Below are 19,832 nucleotides of genomic sequence, written 5' to 3' on the forward strand. Positions count from 1 at the left end.
AACTATTTATCAACAATGAAGCCTTGGAACACTTCTACGTAGTTATCAGACAAGATATCTAGCTGAGTCTGAGTTTCTATTCGAGACGCGATGGTGGTGACGCCTAGGTTGTGAGCGGTTCTAGAGATCGACGTTAAGGTGAACTTTTGTTTTTCGTCATCCAGGTTATGTGTGAACAGGTAATCTAGCTTCACATAGCTTGGACGGTATTCGTTGATGTAATCCAGAGATTGGAAGTTACGTCCGTAGTTATCGACACCAAACACCGCTTCAGCATTGCGAATGGTGTTACACAATAGTGCCGTGTAGTGCGGAACGTTGATGAAGCAGTTTTCTGGAATCTCAAAGTGCAACAGGTGAGCGATTGAAGTATTTTGTTCAAGCGTCTTACCGATCCAGCGGATGAAGCTTGGTTGAGAAATACTGCTTGGCGAAATATTGATAGCAACAGGGCTTGTTACTTCTTTCGCATTCAGTTTTTCAATTATCTTCTCGATAACGTATTGGTCGAGAATGTGGCTCATTTCAAGCTGTTCTAGTGCGTACAAGTACTGGTTAGCACCGTAACGCACGCCATCTTTTTCAATCGCAGAGAATACTTCTTGGTGATACGTTTTACCAAAGGCATTATTTGCAGCCTGAAGACGGAAGGTAATGAGGTCGTTGATGATCGCTTCTTCAACCAACATACGCCATTGTTGTTTACCCATCACAGCGCCGTGATCGTCTGCGGTTACGTAACCGTAAGCAAGCTCTCGGTTCGCCTTGGCACTTGAGAGTGCGTTATCAACCAACGACATGATTTCGGTACTGTTTTTTCGGGTGTTGCTGTATGTCACACCTAATGCGATGTGTGGATTCGCCGTACCTGTAGGGTCTGAACCTAGGTTTTGAATGCAATTTACGATGCTGCCCGCGACAAGTTTAAGTTCGCTTTCGTCAATGTTCGGCATAATGAAACCAAACTCGTCACTAGAAATACGGGCGATGGTGATATCTGGTGATGAAATTGAAGCCTGTAGCTGTTCAGCCAGTTGATGAACCAAGGCATCACCCTCTTGGTAGCCTTTTTCGTCGTACTCTTCACTAATAAATTCGGCTTTTAGTACCGCTAAACCACCTAAGCTAGACTCTTCTAACCACTGGGTTAACTGAGACATGTAGTAAGCACGGTTACCTAACTGAGATACAGGGTCGATATACGCTCTTTCACGCAGCTTTTGAGCTTCTTTCGCTTGGTTTTTAAATGCCAGTTCAACTTGAGTCGACATGTGGTTGATACCGTCGACAACCAAGGTTAGATCTTTTGTCTTTGGACGAGCTAGAGGTTCGCCAAACTGGTTCTTGGCGATCTGATCCATCTTAGTAATGATCAACGAGAGCGGGCGTAAAGCGCGTTTAAGGATCCAAGATATAGACACTAAACCGAGCAAGAAGATCGTGCCAAAGATGCTTAATAAGCGGATGAATGCTTGCCAAAGTTGATCGTAGGCAGGGCCTGGATGACTTACGATCTCTACTTCTGCCAGTTGCATCCAGCCACTGGTGATCACGCGGCGGTCATGAACAGGCTCGAACAGGTTTAGGTTGGTAAACCACTCCGGTACGCCAGTTGGCTTTACAGGGTATGAGCGGAGAATGTCATCACCGCTGTCGAGAAAGATCAATCGAACGACGGAATAAGAACTGCCATCAAACAGGGCGTTGATTACAGACTCCACTGCCACCTTGTCTTTTTCTTCTAGGTAAGGGGCGAGAGCCAGTCCAACAGTATTAATGGTATTACTTACCTCAGAGCGTTGCTGCTCCTCTAAGTATCCTCGGGTGGTATTGAATTCGATCATAAAAACTGACGTCATCAGCAGTATGAACACTGCAACCATCCCGACCACAAGCTGTTTATATAAAGTCATTGTACCTACTCATCGTAATTGATAATGGGTTTGTTTAATTTTAGAGAGCGCTCACGAGAACGTAAGTCGTTCCATAAGCTCAATCTTGAAGATTTCCCTGCTAATTTACCGCTGCCCGCTGCCGATTTTATCAGCCAAAGATTTTTACCGTTGAAACTGTAAATCGGTCGTAGATCTGGGCGTTTGGAACCGCGTTTAATTTCAGGGTTTAAGTTGTCCAAAATTAGTGGCTCTGCACTCGGTGTTGAGTAGTACGCCAACACCATATGGAATTGGTTTAACTCCAGTGCTTTTACGTACACTAATCGCAATTTCTTATCTGGGACGCCCAGTTCAAGCAAAGAGAAGTATTTTGCGATAGTGAAATCTTCACAGTCACCAGCATTGCTGCCTAAAAACTCCAGTGGTGTTGCCCAATAGTCGTTTTTTCCCCACAGTAAGTTGTCATCGACAAAGTACATCTGGTTGAAGAATTGGTTCACTGACCTGAGCTTCTCTTTTTCACTTAATCTGTCGTATGACGTCATGTTTGAACGCCACGTTGCTACTCGCTTTCCGGCTCTATCGCCGTAGGTTTTGGTCACCGCATCTATCCACCTTTGGTCGCTCTTGTTGAGCGCCACAGAGGTAAAAGAGGTAAGAACTAGCAGCAATAGCGAAATCCGAGACTTCATAGCCTCTGCTCTTGTCTATTTACTGCGTACTGAAAGGCGTTATCAAACATCCAACGTCCTTACTCTTTTAGTGCATTGTTTTGAGCACTTAATAGTGGCTTCAACATGTACTCAAGCACGGTTCTTTTGCCTGTGATGATATCGACTGAGGCAGTCATGCCCGGAATGATTGGCAACTCTTCGTTCTGTCCAAAATTGTGTTTTTCGGTGCGCACACGCACGATGTAGAAGCTGTTGCCTTCTTCATCTTGAGTGGTATCGGCACTGATGTGCTCTAGTACGCCTTCTAGACCGCCGTATTTAGTGAAGTCATAGGCACTGAACTTAACGATGGCAGTCAATTCTGGGCGTAGGAAAGCGATATCTTGTGGGGCGATTTTCGCTTCAACCAAGAGAGAGTCTTCTGTCGGTACAATCTCAACGATGTCCATACCCGGTTGGATAACACCACCGACAGTATTAATGCCCAATGTTTTAACGGTGCCAGTTACAGGAGAAACCACCACAGTACGGTTTACTCGGTCTTCAAGGCCAACAGCCGATTCGGTCATTGCAGAGAGCTTATCTTGCGCTTGATTGAGCTTTTCTTGTTGTTCGGAGCGGAAGTTCAGGGCAGCATCAATACGGCTGAGCATGGATTCTTTGATTGCTGAGCGTAGCAGAGGGATTTTTAGCTCGCTTGAGGTCATTTCTCGGCGAGTGTCGTTCACTTGTCTTTGCAGTTTAAGTAATTCAATTCGTGGTACCACACCTTCATCGGCGAGGGGTTTGGTGATATCCAGTTCTTGGCGAGCAAACTGGTAACTCTGTTTTAGGTTGCGAACCCGCGCCTTAATCTCAACTAGGTCTTGCTGTTTCTGTTCAACTTGTTGATCAAAAACAGAAAGTTGGTTTTTTAGGTTATTCAGATCTTGACGATATTCGGCTTTTTGGCGATTAACCAGTTTAGGCTGAAGCTCGTAGAACTTGGGTGGAAAGGCGAGTTTACCGTAATCAAGCAACACGCTTTTTTTCCACTCTTCAACAGAGAACTCTTCGTTAATGACGACACTGGTTAATGAAGCGGATAGCATCAACACGTTGGCGGTTAAGTTCGCCACTTGTTGTTCACGTTCGCGGAAGTCCGAACGGAATCGAGTGTCATCGATCAACAGTAGCTGCTGACCTTTCTGAACACGTTGACCTTCTTTAACTAAGATCTCTTTAACTAAGCCACCTTCAAGGTTTTGCACCACTTGGATTTGAGAGGAAGGGATCACTTTGCCTTGGCCAACGGTAACTTTGTCGATCTCTGCCCAAGCAGACCACCCAATAGCAGCAATAAAAAACAGAACGATCACCCACAGCATAATACGCGCACTGGTGGGCGTATTGAGGAGTAGTGCCGCTGTTTTATCGTCGACATACTCAAGCTCGGTCTCGTTCAATTTGCTGAAATTTTTCTGACTCATAACAGTCCTTGTTCGCTAAATAAAAGTGCAAGCCTATTGAGTGTATTCTTACTTCTTATAAATGTTAAGATTTTGTTCCTTTAAATCTTTGAATTTATATATTTTTTAAGACTTATCGGTTCTTGAAATCGGTTTTATCGAGCTGATGCTTTCTTAGTTTGTCATACAGTGTTTTTCGCGACACCTGAAGCTCTTGTTGTACTTCTTTTAAACGACCTTGATGGCGATGTAGTGCCTCAATCAAGATAATTTGTTCAAAGCTATCGGTACGTTGGTTTAACGACTGTTGTTGTTCCTCAATGCTGACGTCGAGCTCGTTATCGTCATTTTGCTCACTAATATCGCTGTCGAGCGACGGCTGCTTAATTTGAGTCAAGACTCTGAGTTCGGCATGCTGGCGAAGCTGGCGAATGTTCTCCACCCAATGCGTTGCAATGAGTCGTTGAATCTCTTTTTCTGTAATAACGGGCGGCGGCAACTGATAGCGACTTGCTGCACCGCGAGCAAAGTGTTTGAACAAAGACCCAATATCTTCCGTTCTTTGCGCCAAGGGTAGTAAATTAAATTGGCGCAGTTCACCTGTAATTGTAGTAGGAACTATTTTGGTTGCGATAATGATACAAGTTGCATTGGTCTTGCATGAGTTTTCACGAAGTAGAGTGGGTTTTAGATTCGCTAACCACAGCCATTGATCCTGAGTTAATGATTCTGTCTCATGGATATAGATCGTTCCACCTTGATGCTTCAAGAACAGTTGCAAAACAAACTGATGAAATGTCGCTTCGTCACTGCGTGGCAAATTAAACGCAGCAACAGGGCAAAGCTCCGCAGTTTGATGACTGTGTAAATCATGAGTGTATTGTGCTGTGACCCTTTTCCCCGTTCCTAAATCACCAACAAACAATAGAAGTGGGTTGGTTTTGGTGTCTAAGGTGATCAGTTCTCGGCGTAATGTCTGCATTGATGGCGATTGACCAATCAGTTTTGGACCCACCTGATTTTGCATCGCCAACTCTTTACGCAATAGGTTGTTTTCTTCAACCAGTGCGAGCTTATCTGCGGCTTTTCTTACTGCTGTGAGGAGGGCATCGACCACAAACGGCTTTTCCAGAAAATCATAAGCCCCGGCTTTCATCGCAGATACCGCGGTTTGCACGTCACCATGCCCGGTAAGTACAATGACCTGAAAATGAGGATTTTGGCTCAGTAATTTTTGCGTTAATTGAATGCCATCCATCACCGGCATGTGAATATCGGTAATGACAATCCCGGCTTGCGTGGTATTTATCTTCTTTAGAGCCTCAATAGCATTAGGAAAGCAGACGATATCGATGCCTTCAATCAGCATGGCTTGTTCTACGGAGTCTCGGATAGCGGGTTCATCGTCGACAAAATAGAGTTTGGGCATAGAGTGCAAAGCCGAGTCCTTAGCTGTATGTGAGATTAGCAATAATGTGAAATTCGTTTTCTCGTTAACAATACCAATTCTGCGTCAGTTGTTAACTTTGTATAACGGGATATTAAGCGAGAATACCATGCCTGACGGCTCCAACTGGGCTGCACTGATCGAGCCGTGATACGCTTCAATAATCCGTTTAGATATAGAGAGTCCAAGCCCTAAACCTTCAGGCTTAGTGGTGAAAAACGGGTCAAAAAGTTGTTCAAGCTTGTCGGCAGACATACCAATTCCGTTATCCCAAATGATCACCTGACACATGTCTTCATGCAGTTGCCATTCAACGCCTATCTGTGGAATAGCCTGTTGGGCTGCTGTTTGTTGAACTGTTGTTTGTTGGAGCAAGGTTTGTTGATCTATGGCTTGCTGCTGAAGAGCTTGAGTCGCGTTGTGAATCAGATTCACCAGCACTTGTTCGAGCTCGGTCGGATGAATCGCGATATTAATGTCATCTGGTACCGTGCTTAACCTGAGCGTGATGCCTTGCTTGATCATCAGTGCGCTGAGAATACTGGTGGCATTGTTGACCGCTTGATGCAGGTTGGCTACATGATGCTCTTGTTTGGTGACCTTGCGAGTAAAGACTTTGAGTCGCGCGATGATGTCGGTAATGGTGTTGTTTAGGACAATCATTTTCTCAAGATTACTTTTCACCAAATCGGTTCGTTCCATTTCAAGCAGTTTTAAGCTGTTCTCGCTGTAGGTTCTGAGTGCTGCAAGTGGTTGGTTGATTTCATGATTAATGCTGGCTGACAGCTCACCCAGAACGGCTAATTTGGCGGTTTGGGTTAGCTCTTGTTCTGTCTGCTTCAACTTCGATTGCGACTCTTGGTATTGAAAGATGGTTTGTTGCAGCTGTTGATTGGATTGCTTCAAGTAGTGAGTCCGTTTATCAACGGTTTGCTCTAAGTTTTGGTTGAGTCGGGTCAACGCCACTTTCGCTACGTAGGTTTGGCGCCATGACCAAGCAATAAGCATCACCAAGCTGTAAATCACGACGAAGATGACATCGATCTGCAGTACTTTTATAAGCTCAGCCCGGGTCTCTTTTAGTGCGACCACTTGGTACTGATTGTTACTGACGGCAGCTGGGTAAAGATTAAAAGTACCAAGCTTGAATAACTGGTTGGCCGTGAGCTCTTTTTGGATTTGGTTGGATTGAAGGTTGTTAGAGCGATTAGCGTTAGCTTCTGGCTGAGAGCTTGAAGAGCGAAAGGCTTCGATGATCGAAATTTCGCTTTGACCGTATTGGCGTTGAATTGCGATATCCGTTTGTTGTTGCTGCGTTAGTGGCAACAATGAATGGTAAAGCCACGGAGCTTGGCTTGATAGAAATACCACTTGGTTAGAGTCGAGTACCACAATCTCAAATTCGTCGCTGGTTAGGATGTTTTCGAGGTTCTCTAAGCTCACTTTTACGGTGATAACACCAACAATGTCATTCTCAACATACAGCGGTGAAGATAGAAAGTAACCGCGTACATTCGAGCGGGCACCCAGTGCGACGTAGTGTGTGTTGTTACCTTGAATGGCAGAAGCAAAGTAGGGGCGAAACGAGAAGTTCTCACCCACAAAGGTGCGAGGCTTTTGATAATTACTGGAAGCGACCACAGTACCACTTGGGTCATGGATATATATAGTGTCGGCCTGGCTTTGATTTGACCATTCAAACAGCAATTGATTGAGCTGAGCAGCGGAAATCTTGTCTGTTTGCGGTGATGAGTCAAAATAAGAAAGCAAGCGCGGGTCATGGCTGAGCAAATTCGGGATCTGTTTGAATTTATCCAATTCAGAATCAATTTGTAGGTTGGCTTTATTGGCCGCTTCATTGAGTTGCTGAGTGACGATTTTTTCTTGGAACTGTACTGCCATAAAGTGGGTTGCAGTCAGCCCAGCAGCTCCCAATAACAATGAGAATAAAACAAAGGGAGTCATTAGGTTAGGCAGTATTTTGGTCACTTGGATCTCTGCTTGTCATCGGTTTGTATAAAGATTATCAATATGATGGATAGAGTACCGAGATCTTGTTAACACCGAACAGCTTCTGTGAGACAAAACCATGGCTGAGACTTGTGTTTCAAAGGATTACAGCGCAAAATCACAAAAAAATTGAAAGGAGCAACCAAATGGAACTGACAGATATTCGTCGCGAATACGCTAAGGGTGGATTGAGACGTAAAGACTTGGCCGCAGACCCGATTGAGCAATTCAATCTATGGCTAGAGCAAGCCATTGAAGCGAAGTTGACGGACCCTACTGCCATGACAGTTGCTACGGTTGATGAAAATGGTCAGCCATTCCAACGAATTGTTCTGCTGAAGAATGTTGATAAAGACGGGTTCGTTTTTTACACCAACTTGGGTAGCCGTAAAGCGCACCAGCTTGAGCACAACAGCAAAATCAGTTTGCACTTCCCTTGGCATCCACTTGAGCGACAGGTTCATATTACGGGCACGGCTGAAAAGCTGACGGCTATGGAAAATATGAAGTACTTCTCGTCACGTCCAAAAGAGAGCCAATTGGCCGCGATTGCAAGTAAGCAGAGTAGCCGCATCTCAGCTCGTGGGATTTTAGAAGGTAAGTATCTAGAGCTTAAACAGAAGTTTGCTAAAGGAGAGATCCCAGTGCCTTCTTTCTGGGGTGGCTTCCGAGTTCGTGTCGATAGCATTGAGTTCTGGCAAGGTGGTGAACACCGCTTGCACGACCGTTTCTTGTTCTCTCGCCAAGACAACAGCTGGGATATTGATCGCCTAGCGCCTTAGGTTGCTTGATCGCTTAGCTGTTAACAGATCCAAAAATGCCGTTGATGAGACTTATCAACGGCATTTTTTTGTCTGCATTTTCAGTTGAACAGTAAATCAGTCACTGTGCAGAACAACGGAGATCTGTTTTTTGAGCAGAGTTTCTGGGATCACTGAGCCTAATCCTGAGTCCAATGCATACTCTATTAACTGGCTTTTACTACGTGCATCAAACTTCTGTTTCAATCTAGCGACATGACCTTCGACCGTTTTGATTGAAATGTTTAACGTCGACGCGATGTACTGTGGTTTCTTGCCGAAAAGCAGTAAGAACAGCACTTCTGATTCTCTCGAAGTCAGCCGCTTTTGCAGTTTAGACACGCGCGGCTCTGACCCCGCAAGCGATGCCTGGTTGCCTTTTGTTCCTGTTGCCTGACAAACCCAATGACCGACCTCTAAGATCGCGGTATCGGTAAGCTCTTGGCCATAGAAGATGGTGCCTTGGACGTTGTCGTCGTCATCAAGCCAAGGGGTTTTAGTAAAGATATGGGCGTGCCAGCGTCCGTCTGGATAAGGGTGAATATCGAGGATCTTAAGGGTACTGCGTGTATCCATCACATGTTTGTCTTGAGCTCTGAAATCTTGTGCGCACTCAGTGGTTTGACTGGGCATGTCGAAGTCAGTCAAGCCAGTACAAGTCTCGCCCTGTTTTAAGCCGATCAATTGGTTGTAAGCAAGGTTGGCGTACACGAAGACCGAGTCAGTATCTTTGCAGCCCCAGCAGCCTGGAAGTTGCTCGAATAAAGAACGATGTATGGAGTTGAGTGGATCTGGCAATGTTTTATCTCGCAATCAGAGGTATCACAATGATATCAGTTTCTTATAGTGCTGCAATGGCCATTTGAGTTTGAACTCTACACGAGAAGTAAAGGGTGAATATCAGTTGAACGGACTGCTGACTAACTGTGTCAATCTCGGAGAATCAATGGGCATAAAGGGTAATAAACAGGCAAAAAAAAGCCAGCCTGAAGAGGGGCTGGCCAAAGACAAGATATGCCTTGTCGACATGTAGAAGATTTTCAGTTTAATTTACGAGGGTCAGGTAAATTAAACTGAGGCATCAATTTGATACCCAGAGTGACTTACTACTCTATCGACGAATCTACTCCTAGGAGTGCTTATGCATAAGGGGGGAATTCCCCTATAAATGCTGTTCAATGTGATAATTGAGAACCTAGAGTAAATATTTAAGATTTTGCTCCTGTGATTGGGAGCCTATAGATCTCTTACTACTCGGAATCCTAGATAGTTAGCTGCGGTTGAAGGTGGTACGTACAGTTCGTTATACACTTTCGCTTCTTCAGGAGAGAAGCTCCACGCGCCACCTTTCGCTAAGCCTTTCTGAGCGGTTGTCCATTCCCATACGTTCCCCACCATGTCGTAGAAGCCTGTTGGCGTTGGCAGGAATGACTTAACTGGAGATGTGCTAACGTTTGACCAAGGTGTACCCGCCCAGCCTGTATTGGCTTTGCCAGAGCGGAATTCGTTGCCCCACCAGAAGTTGGTGTCTTGGCCTGCTCTTGCTGCAGCTTCCCACTCTTGTGGCGTTGGCAAACGGTAAGTGAAGCCTGTGTTTTTAGATAACCAACGAGTATAAGCTTTGGCATCATTTTGGCTAACACAAACGACCGGCGAGTTATCTGCTTGCTTAAAGCCAGGATTCTGCCAGTCATTGTCTGAAACGGTTGTGATCTCTGCATTGACGAACGTATCGCAGGTGTTCATCAGTTCTGCGTCTGTCTGGTAGCCTGTGCTTTCAACGAATGCTTTAAAGTCTTGAACACGAGTAGGCGTAGCGGCTAATGCAAAAGGCTGTTTGATGGTCACTTGCTTGGCATTGTTTTCACCCAGTAGGTAGCGACCAGATCCAACCACAATCATTTCTGGGCTCTGAATGTCGTTACCCATAGGGTCGGCAAATTTGGTGCCGACATTCAATGAATTCTGTTTGGCTTGTAATACGGCTCTTAGGTTGTGATCGCGGGCTATTTTTAGCTCTTGATGGAAAGAAAGGTAGCCTTCTTTTTCGATCGTGACCATGTGCTGGCCCGTTGGCAACATCACTTCAACCGGTGTGCTGCCATAGTTCACGCCGTTGATAGAAACATTGTCGTTGTATTGATTGGAACGCACCACCAAGTTAACCCAAGCGACTTCTTTTTGCTGGTCGTTGGCTTGTTGCTCGCTTTGCGTGAAACAGTTTGATGATTGAATACCAAGCAGACGACAAGGTGTGTTCTTATCTGGGCGTGTTTCTAGGTTCGCCGCAATCACCGCTCGGTAACGGTTATCTTCAGAGAAGCCAGAGGATTTCACTTTGTGTTGCAGAACGTGAATATTCAGCGAAGCAGACGCAAGGTGCTCTTTCACTGTGTTCGATTCAGTCGCGTTATCTACCAGACTATGTTGGAACTGTTTTACCGCTTTTTGCAGTGCCAAGGTCACCGTTTGGTCTGAACATTGCGCCAGTGTCATATCGCTGCTGCAACGGTTAGTAAAGCTCACGGTTTGCTCTTCCGTCTGAGTGATCTCGTTTCTTAGTCGTTCTGCTCTTGCTCTTAGCTTGTCTTGATTTAGGGTTGCGATTGAAGCTTCTGCCGTCGCTTTCTCGGCTTGAATAGCCTCAAGTTCCATCATCAAGCCTTGCTGTTTCTGCTCAGAGTCTGAAATCGCAAGCTTGCCTTCTTTTACTGTTTTCCACGCGTCTTGGAATAGGCTTTGAGCTGGCGAGATGTCGAAATTGGGCTCATCAATCATGCGCGTATAATCTTGCTCTAGGCTGGCTTTCGCTTTTGCGAGTGTTTGCTCAGCTTGAGCTGATAACTTGGTTAGACGTGCCGTTTGTTGCGCTTGGTTGTCGACTTCATTTTGTTTGTCAGCCAGTTTCTTCTCAACAGCCGTTAAGTCGGTATGCTTTTCGAATAGTGAGCTTTCAATATCGGTGACAGAAGGTGCGATCGCTGGTGTTGTTGCTTCTGCGAAAACAGCAGGAGTCATTAGGCAGGGAGCAAGTGCAAATAGTAGAGTAGGAAGACCTTGGCGCATGATGGGCTACTTCAATCGTAATTTAGGTTAATCGAATATTCTAAACGAGAACGCCATTTCGTCTGCAGCTACTGTTTATAACGACTATACAAGGTTATAACGATCATACAGTTTATAACTATCAACAAAATGGCGAGTGTTCATTCAGCTTTGTGAAATAGGCACGGCTATCTGATATAGAGCTAAGCGTTTATATCGGCTTAGCTCTATGTAGAAAGGGTGTTTAGCTTTCTTTGCTAGGAAGAAGCTTAACCCAAATAGTGTCGCTGCCGTTGATGGTAACTGTGCGGTTGTAAGACTCGTAACCTTGTTTTGAAATGGTTACTTGGTGACGACCGCTTGGTAGCGCAACCTCAAGAGGCGTGCTGCCGTACTTAATGCCGTTGATGGTTACTGAGTCGTTGTACTGATCAGAACGTACCGTCACGTTAGCCCACTGTTTGTCACTCTTCTTAACGACCGCAGCGTCACTGCCTGTTAAGCAGTAGCGAGTCGAAACATTCAATAGGTTACATGCTGCAACTGCTTCAGGTTTTGCTTGAAGCTGAGCTTGCATCTGCATGAAGTAAGAGTTGTTACCAGAGAAACCACTCTTGATTGCTTGGCTGTCTTGAACATGGATGTTCAGTTGAACACCTTGCAAGTTTTGCTTCGCTAGTGTGCTTTCTGTGAGCTGCTCAAGTAATTGGCTCTTGAACGTTTGCACGGCTTTCTGATTGGTCAGGTGTTTACCCTGTGCAGTACACTCACCCAGTGTCATTGTTGATGAACATGTGGTGGTGTAACTGGTTTCAAGAACCGCACTTTCACGCAATTCTGTCGCGATACGTTTTACACGAGCTTCAACTTTTGACTCTCTCAAGTTTGCTAGCTCATTATTCAGGCGAGCTTGCTTTTGCTTGATTTGAGAAAGGTGAATTTCGCTCTCGTTCATCGCTTGTTCGTTATCGAGCTGAGCCGATTGATTCTCTTTAACCGCAGCCCAAGCGTCTTGGTAACTTTTCTGGAAAGAGACCAAATCCGTTTCTGGATCTTCAAGTAAGCGACTGTACTGTTTGTCGAGTACAGACTTGGCTCTGTTGCGTTTTGCCTTAAGTTCTTCACCTTCGCGTAACAACTTGCTGTTCTTGTTTTGAAGTTGTTTTAGGTTTTCAGTCGCCGATACTTTGGTTGCTGAAATACGCTCAATATCTGAGTTTTTCTCTGTTAGCTTTGCATCGATAGCTGAAACGGGATCGACTTGATTCAGTTCTTCAGCTGATACCGATGCAGATACCCAAAGAGGGGATAGCGCAAGTAAAAGCGCTGAAATTCGAAAGTTAGTCATAGGTCCCTGCAACTTGTAGATTGAAATTGGCTCGTTAATAAAGTGTCTACTTCCTAGTTGTGAGTCACTAGTTATTAGCAATTAACACAGTACCCGTCTTTATACCGTTTTATTGCTATCCAATCTACTCAAAAGCCAAGTTTCGGTACTTCGGATACACTTTTTACAGGTTTATAGCCAATTATTTGAGCTATATAAGAAAATTTATTCATTATGTTAGAGCGGTGAAGCATTTATTGATGACATGGTTTTTCGTGCTTGCATGCTTGTGAAGCCCCTAAACTTGCCGGAACGATTGGTTTTACAATGGCCGTAGTTTATACACTCTTGATCATCTTTCCGGAGGCATGATCAAGACGATCGCGGTGATGATCTTTTGTTTGAGGTCAGGAAATGACTCTCATGATCATTTACAAATTCATCTTGTGCAGATTTCAGAGTATTATTCTTACTATGTTGACCTGAGTACTTTGCTGTCATGCCAAAACCTTTACCCTTTCCAAACCTAGATTTGTCTCCGCTAGGCCTTACTGGCCCTCGTCCCGCAGAGATCATTACCTTGCCTTCGCATATGGATTGTCATGATCACCATTATTCTCAGGTGGTGATTGGTCTAAAAGGTCAGGCGGAATTTGAAGTCAGCGGTAAGGGTAATCTTGTCGGTCCAGGGCAAGGATGTGTGGTGACAGCAAGCTCTGATCATGCTTTCGGTGGTGTGGTCGGTCAGTCGGATATTCTGGTACTTAACATGCCTGTGCCGAGTGACGACGACCCTCTGATGCTAGAGAAGATTAACCAGCTAGAGTCATCAAATGTCTACTTCCAATTAGACGCGCAAATTCAAAAACTTATCCATATGTTGGTACAAGAGATGCAGTCAAGCCCTGATGATCTGCTATTAAGCCGTGCCTGTAATGATACGGTGATCGCATTGATGCAAAGACACATCTCGGCGTTTGAAACCTCAATCAAAGATTCGCGTTTCGACCTTGAAGCTCTGGATCGTTACATCGAGCAACACCTCGCGAATAAGATCTCTGTCGCGCAGCTTGCAGGCAGCGTGTTTTTGGGCGAAAGCCAATTCCACATGCTATTCAAAGAGCAAATGGGCATTACTCCTCACCAGTATGTATTAGGTAAGCGTATCGACCGCTCTCGCCGCTTGATCGAACAAGGTAATCTGAGTCTTGGTCAGGTTGCAGAATTGGCTGGTTTCTCCGGTCAATCTTCCTTTACTCACACCTTTTCACGCCTTCAAGGCATGTCACCATCCCAATACAAAAAGAAAATTTCTGTTAAATAGTGAAACAAAACGGCATATTATTTTAAAGTTTCATATGTGACGTTGTGTTTGTTTTGTTAATAAAGCGAGTTTTTAGCAAAAAACTCGGAGTTTTTGACAAGTAATCCTTATATACTCTAAATACACTGCAGCCATTGTAGAGATCCCCGGGCTAATTCCGGGTGTGAGATTAAGGAAAACGCATGTTTACAGCTACTGATGTGTTAAAGCCAGAATTCAACGAGCAGCCGCTTGCTGATCTATGGTCGCTTATCTCACCATTATATATGGTGGATGAAACCCAATGGCTAGAGCAACTTCTGCCACTAGCTACCCCTTCTGAGTCTGAAAAGCAGCAAATCACAGAGAAAACGACATCATTGATCGAGGCTATCCGTGCGGATAAGACTTCTATCCAGATGATCGATGCACTGCTGCTTGAATACAGCTTAGATACTCAAGAGGGCATCTTGCTGATGTGTCTGGCGGAAGCCTTGATGCGTATTCCTGATTCAGCAACAGCTGATGCACTGATTCGCGACAAACTGAGCGTTGCGGACTGGAAGTCTCACCTTAAGAATTCTGATTCGGTGTTTGTGAACGCATCCACTTGGGGCCTAATGTTAACGGGCAAGGTGGTTGGACTTTCATCTAAAGAGCAGAGTGCAGGTCAAGCGGTTAACCGTTTAGTGAACAAGCTTTCTGAGCCTGTGATTCGTAAAGCGATGCACCAAGCGATGAAGGTGATGGGTCACCAATTCGTTCTTGGTCGCAGCATTGCTGAAGCGCAGAAGAACGGTAAGTCTATGCGTGACAAAGGTTTTACCTACTCATACGACATGCTAGGTGAAGCGGCACTGACTACAGCTGACGCAAACAAATACTTCAAAGATTACCTAATGGCGATTGAAGCTGTAGGTCGAGACACGTATGTCTCTTCAAAATCGAGCCCTGCGCCATCGGTATCTATCAAGCTTTCTGCGCTTCACCCACGTTATGAAGTGGCGAACGAAGACCGCGTACTGAGTGAACTTTGCGACACGCTAGAGCAGCTATTGCGCCGTGCAGTAGAGCTCGATGTTGCAATTACGATTGATGCGGAAGAAGCGGATCGCCTAGAGCTTTCTCTTAAATTATTCGAAAAACTGTACCGCACTGATCTTGTAAAAGGTTGGGGTAAATTTGGTCTGGTTATTCAAGCTTACTCAAAGCGTGCACTTCCGGTTCTAGTATGGCTAAACCGCCTAGCGAAAGAGCAGGGTGATTTGATCCCGCTTCGCTTAGTTAAAGGTGCTTACTGGGACAGCGAAATCAAATGGTCGCAACAAGCTGGCTTTACTGATTACCCAGTTTACACACGTAAAGAAGCGACAGACGTAGCTTACCTTGCATGTGCGCGTTACCTATTGAGCCCAAGCGTTCGTGGCAATATCTTCCCGCAGTTTGCGAGCCACAATGCTCATACGGTTTCTGCTATTGCCGTAATGACCGACCATAAAGACTTTGAATTCCAACGCTTACACGGCATGGGTGATTCTCTGTACAACCATGCGATGGAAGCTTACCAACAGTCGGTACGTATCTACGCACCGGTTGGCAGCCATAAAGATCTACTGCCATATCTAGTACGTCGCTTGCTAGAAAACGGCGCAAACAGCTCGTTTGTCCACCGTCTAGTTGATGCGCGTTGCCCTGTGGCAGAGCTGACTCAACATCCTGTCGATATGCTTCTTGCATTCGATACACTGCACAACACTAAGATTCCATTGCCACCGGCGGTATTCCCAGAGCGTAAGAACTCTTACGGTGTGAACATTGATATTGAAAGTGAAGCGCATCAGTTTGAAGAGCAAGTAAAAGGCTTCTTAAACAACCAATGGACTGCGGGCCCTGTGATCAACGGTGAATCTCTTGCCGAAAGCATGATCAAGGCTGATCAGAACGTTGAGCAAGTGACTGCACCTTATGATCGTCGTATTAATGTGGGGCAGGTGGCTTTCGCTAACCTTGATCATGTTTCCGCAGCGATCACTGGCGCAGACGCAGTATTCGCTGATTGGAACGCAACATCGGTTGAAACCAAAGCGGCGGCACTTGATAAGCTGGCTGACCTGATGGAAGACAACCTCGCTGAGCTGGTGGCAATTTGTCATCAAGAAGCGGGTAAGACAATTCACGATAGTATTGATGAAGTACGTGAAGCCGTCGACTTCTGTCGTTACTACGCAAAACAAGCGGACAACCTACAAGGTTTCGAACTAAAAGGTTTTGATGGCCAAACTCGAATCGCTTCTCGACAAGGTCGTGGTGTGTTCGTTTGTATCAGCCCTTGGAACTTCCCTCTCGCTATCTTCCTTGGCCAAATTACTGCAGCACTAGTGGCGGGTAATACGGTTGTGGCTAAGCCTGCCGAGCAAACAAGCCTGATTGCTGCTCGTGCGGTTGAACTGATGAATGAAGCGGGCTTCCCTGCTGGCACCATTCAGCTACTGCCGGGTCGCGGTGCTGAGATCGGCAGTGCACTAACAAGCCATGATGCGATTGCGGGCGTTGCCTTTACGGGTTCTACGCCAACAGCACAGCGTATCAATGTGTCATTAGCCACTCGTAACGCTAAGCCAGTTCCGTTTATTGCGGAAACAGGCGGCCAGAACGCGATGATCGTCGACAGTACTGCACTGCCTGAACAGGTAGTTCGTGATGTGATTCGTTCAGCATTCGCTTCAGCAGGTCAACGTTGTTCTGCACTACGTGTGCTTTACATCCAAGAAGACATTGCAGACCGCGTGGTTGGATTGATTCACGGTGCAATGGACGAGCTGAGTGTTGGCATTCCACACCTTCATAAAACCGATGTTGGCCCTGTTATCGACCAAAACGCGAAACAGAAGCTAATGGCGCACTTAGAAAACATGACCAATACCCAGAAGAAGGTAGCTCAGCTTTCTCTAGGTACGGATTGTGAACATGGTGATTTTGTTCCACCGAGTGCTTTTGAGGTTGATGACATCAGCTGCTTGAAAGAAGAACAGTTTGGCCCAGTGCTACACATTGTTCGCTTCAAAGCGAGTGAGCTAGCGCAAGTGGTAGACCAAATTAACCAAACGGGCTTTGGCTTAACCATGGGTATCCACAGCCGTAACGAGACAACTTACCGTTGGATCGAAAAACACGTTCGTGTGGGTAACTGCTACATCAACCGTGACCAAGTGGGCGCCGTTGTTGGTGTTCAACCATTTGGTGGTCAAGGCTTGTCAGGTACTGGCCCTAAAGCGGGTGGTCCTCACTACCTATACCGCTTTACTGATGTTCATTTCTCTCAATCACAAGACAAGGCATAAGGAGCATTATCATGGTTCATCAAGTGACAGGTTTTTCTGATGCTTTGCTAGCGTGGGAACAATGGAACCTTACCGACTTTGATTACAAGAGTGCTCAGGTACTTGCGCTGAAATCAGAGATCGAAAGTCAATCTGCGCCTTTGGCGACGGTGGCGACTTATCATCTAGAGCAAGCGTCTGCGCTGCTTTCTGAACAGCACCTAATGGCAGGTCCTACGGGCGAAACCAATGAGTTGTATGCCGCTGGCCGCGGTGTGGCTTTGGTGATTGTTGATGATTGCGAAGAGAAAGTGCCAGCACTGCAAACTGCAATGGCTTTTATTACTGCTGCGCTATTGGCAGGTAACAGCGTTCAATTGTGCAGTGATGATGTGCAGTTCAATACCTTAGTTGCAGACGCAGCTAAGTCGGCGAACTTGCCAACTAACTTGGTGCAAGTTGCCTCGTATGACGCTGCTCAACAGTTGTTGTCTTGCGATGTACGTAGCGTGGGTTACGTGGGTAACTCGCAAACGGCACAAGCTATCAATTTACAGCTTGCTAAGCGTGACGGCGCAATCGTCGGTTTAGTAGCTGAAACGGATCTGGCGACAATGAATGTTGCCAATGATCCACACCTATCGCTGCGCTTCATTACCGAGCGTACGCGAACTATAAATATAACAGCCGTGGGCGGTAACGCGACCTTGCTCGAACTTGGAAGCGAAGCTCACTAACCTTCAGTAAAATTGGCTCTAAGCACTTTTGGTTCTTTCCAACTTTGGTTTTCACCATCTTTGGGTTTAACTGATAGTGCTTTGGAGCCTGAATACCTAACTCAATGCACTTGCTTGCCTTTATGGTGAGTGCCTTGCATTGAATTAGGCATGGAAGGCTTTCTACAAAATGAGGACTATCAAATGATAGAAAACAGTTTTGCAATAACGACGACGTTCATTGCGTATCTAATTATGATGCTAGCGATCGGTGTTATTGCTTACAAACGTACATCTAACTCAACTGACTACTTCCTAGGTGGTCGTTCGTTAGGCCCATGGCCTGCTGCACTTTCTGCTGGTGCATCAGACATGAGTGGTTGGTTGCTACTTGGCCTGCCTGGTTACGCTTACGCTGCTGGCTTTGAAGCATTTTGGCTTGCTGGTGGCCTACTTGTTGGTACTTGGGCAAACTGGTTAATCAGTGCAAAACGTCTACGTACTTACAGCATTACGACTGAATCACTGACGCTGCCTGAGTTCCTATCTCGTCGTTTCAATGATAATTCTAAGCTGATCCAAACAATTTCTGCTTTCTTTATCCTTTTATTCTTCCTTTTCTACACAAGTTCAGGCTTGGTAGCGGGTGGTAAATTGTTTGAAACGGTATTCGGCCTAGATTACACAACGGCAGTAATTATCGGCACAGTATGTGTGGTTTCGTACACACTGTTTGGTGGTTTCCTTGCTGTATCTTGGACGGACTTGGTTCAAGGTCTGCTGATGTCTGCTGCGCTATTGATTGTACCAATCGCAGCAATGAACGGTGGCCTTGGTCAACTATCGACTGACCTACACAACATCAACCCAGAGCTTCTAACGCTATGGAATGATGCGAAAGGTGAGCCGCTTTCTGCTATCGCGATCATCTCGCTAGCGGCATGGGGTCTAGGTTACTTCGGTCAGCCACACATTCTTGCTCGTTTTAAAGCAACACGTACTAATAAAGACCTAACAACAGCGCGTCGCATCGCGGTGGTATGGACTGCACTGTCTATGGTTGGTGCAATGCTGGTTGGTCTTGTTGGTCTAATCTATGTGACGAACTCTGGTGCACCTAAGCTAGACGATGGCGAGAAGATCTTCATGCTTCTTGTAAACGCGATGTTCCACCCAGTAATTGCAGGTATCCTACTGGCTGCAATCCTAGCGGCAATCATGAGTACTGCGGATTCACAACTTCTTGTTTCTTCATCTGCGATGGCAGAAGATCTGTACAAGCAAGTTCTGAAGAAAGACGCAACGTCAGAAGAGATTGTTCGTGTAGGCCGTTTCGCGGTTATCCTAATCTCTCTCATTGCTCTTGTACTAGCGATGACGCCAGACAGTTCAGTTCTTGGCCTTGTATCTTATGCATGGGCTGGTTTCGGTGCTGCATTTGGTCCAGCTATCGTGTTGAGCCTATACTGGTCTCGTATGAACCGTAACGGCGCTCTAGCGGGTATCGTGGTTGGTGGTGTTACGATTGTACTTTGGAAACAGTTCACGGGCGGTTGGTTCGATGTTTACGAAATCGTACCGGGAATCATCCTATCGACTATCTCTATCGTTATCGTGAGCCTAATCACTGGCGAGCCAGAAGACGAAGTTAAGAAGCAACACGCTGAGTTCGAGAAGAACCTCGTTGAGCTAGACTAATCCCAATGACTATCGGTTAAAAAACAGCCGAATTTACATTGTAAAACTTAGAGTAATAAATAGGGTCACTTTGGTGGCTCTATTTTTTTATGTGAGTACGACCTTTGTCTTATTTCAAATTAAGTCTATTCGAGGTTTTCTGATGTTGA

General features: G+C 45.7%; 13 protein-coding genes. 5 read left to right on the top strand and 8 right to left on the bottom strand.

Annotated features, from left to right (window positions below; all coding sequences use genetic code 11):
- Window positions 1-2: 2 nt before the first annotated feature.
- The 5 genes from BCV39_RS17330 to BCV39_RS17350 all read right to left on the bottom strand — a co-directional run bounded on the left by BCV39_RS17330 (window position 3) and on the right by BCV39_RS17350 (window position 7,453).
- Entirely contained in the window at window positions 3-1,913 is a 1,911-nt protein-coding gene (locus tag BCV39_RS17330; RefSeq protein WP_102431367.1) for a LapD/MoxY N-terminal periplasmic domain-containing protein, read from the bottom strand.
- A 5-nt stretch (window positions 1,914-1,918) separates the two neighbouring features.
- The gene (locus BCV39_RS17335; RefSeq protein WP_048660521.1) at window positions 1,919-2,587 is read right to left on the bottom strand and encodes a transglutaminase-like cysteine peptidase; all 669 of its coding nucleotides are present in this window, start codon (window positions 2,585-2,587) and stop codon (window positions 1,919-1,921) included.
- A gap of 59 nt (window positions 2,588-2,646) precedes the next feature.
- Entirely contained in the window at window positions 2,647-4,038 is a 1,392-nt protein-coding gene (locus BCV39_RS17340) for an HlyD family type I secretion periplasmic adaptor subunit (RefSeq protein ID WP_048660519.1), read from the bottom strand.
- Between the two features lie 112 nt (window positions 4,039-4,150).
- Entirely contained in the window at window positions 4,151-5,446 is a 1,296-nt protein-coding gene (locus BCV39_RS17345) for a response regulator (RefSeq protein WP_102431366.1), read from the bottom strand.
- An 84-nt stretch (window positions 5,447-5,530) separates the two neighbouring features.
- The gene (locus BCV39_RS17350) at window positions 5,531-7,453 is read right to left on the bottom strand and encodes an ATP-binding protein (protein ID WP_102431365.1); all 1,923 of its coding nucleotides are present in this window, start codon (window positions 7,451-7,453) and stop codon (window positions 5,531-5,533) included.
- 167 nt (window positions 7,454-7,620) lie between these two features.
- On the opposite strand from BCV39_RS17350, the gene pdxH reads away from it, so the two are divergent.
- Complete coding sequence (gene pdxH / locus BCV39_RS17355) at window positions 7,621-8,256, top strand: pyridoxamine 5'-phosphate oxidase (RefSeq protein ID WP_017061203.1); 636 nt, start codon at window positions 7,621-7,623, stop codon at window positions 8,254-8,256.
- Between the two features lie 96 nt (window positions 8,257-8,352).
- Here the strand turns inward: pdxH and BCV39_RS17360 are convergent, their stop codons facing one another.
- The 3 genes from BCV39_RS17360 to BCV39_RS17370 all read right to left on the bottom strand — a co-directional run bounded on the left by BCV39_RS17360 (window position 8,353) and on the right by BCV39_RS17370 (window position 12,667).
- Window positions 8,353-9,087, bottom strand: coding sequence for a helix-turn-helix transcriptional regulator (locus BCV39_RS17360; RefSeq protein WP_048664436.1), 735 nt, complete (start codon window positions 9,085-9,087; stop codon window positions 8,353-8,355).
- Window positions 9,088-9,510: 423 nt separating this feature from the next.
- Window positions 9,511-11,340 (bottom strand): formylglycine-generating enzyme family protein, encoded by a 1,830-nt coding sequence (locus BCV39_RS17365; protein WP_102431364.1) that lies wholly within the window; start codon window positions 11,338-11,340, stop codon window positions 9,511-9,513.
- A gap of 223 nt (window positions 11,341-11,563) precedes the next feature.
- Window positions 11,564-12,667, bottom strand: a complete 1,104-nt coding sequence (locus BCV39_RS17370) for a PEGA domain-containing protein (protein WP_055319250.1) — start codon at window positions 12,665-12,667, stop codon at window positions 11,564-11,566.
- A gap of 478 nt (window positions 12,668-13,145) precedes the next feature.
- Here BCV39_RS17370 and BCV39_RS17375 point away from each other — a divergent pair, with 478 nt between their 5' ends.
- The 4 genes from BCV39_RS17375 (at window position 13,146) to putP (ending at window position 19,683) form a co-directional block, all read left to right on the top strand.
- Window positions 13,146-13,970, top strand: a complete 825-nt coding sequence (locus tag BCV39_RS17375; protein WP_102431363.1) for an AraC family transcriptional regulator — start codon at window positions 13,146-13,148, stop codon at window positions 13,968-13,970.
- A gap of 182 nt (window positions 13,971-14,152) precedes the next feature.
- Window positions 14,153-17,290, top strand: a complete 3,138-nt coding sequence (gene putA / locus BCV39_RS17380) for a bifunctional proline dehydrogenase/L-glutamate gamma-semialdehyde dehydrogenase PutA (RefSeq protein WP_102431362.1) — start codon at window positions 14,153-14,155, stop codon at window positions 17,288-17,290.
- 11 nt (window positions 17,291-17,301) lie between these two features.
- Window positions 17,302-18,006 (top strand): 1-pyrroline-5-carboxylate dehydrogenase, encoded by a 705-nt coding sequence (locus BCV39_RS17385; RefSeq protein ID WP_102431361.1) that lies wholly within the window; start codon window positions 17,302-17,304, stop codon window positions 18,004-18,006.
- Window positions 18,007-18,156: 150 nt separating this feature from the next.
- Complete coding sequence (gene putP / locus BCV39_RS17390) at window positions 18,157-19,683, top strand: sodium/proline symporter PutP (protein ID WP_170960787.1); 1,527 nt, start codon at window positions 18,157-18,159, stop codon at window positions 19,681-19,683.
- Window positions 19,684-19,832 lie beyond the last annotated feature (149 nt).

This window comes from Vibrio sp. 10N.286.55.E10, from assembly GCF_002872555.1.
In the GTDB taxonomy this organism is placed as follows: Bacteria; Pseudomonadota; Gammaproteobacteria; order Enterobacterales; family Vibrionaceae; genus Vibrio; species Vibrio crassostreae.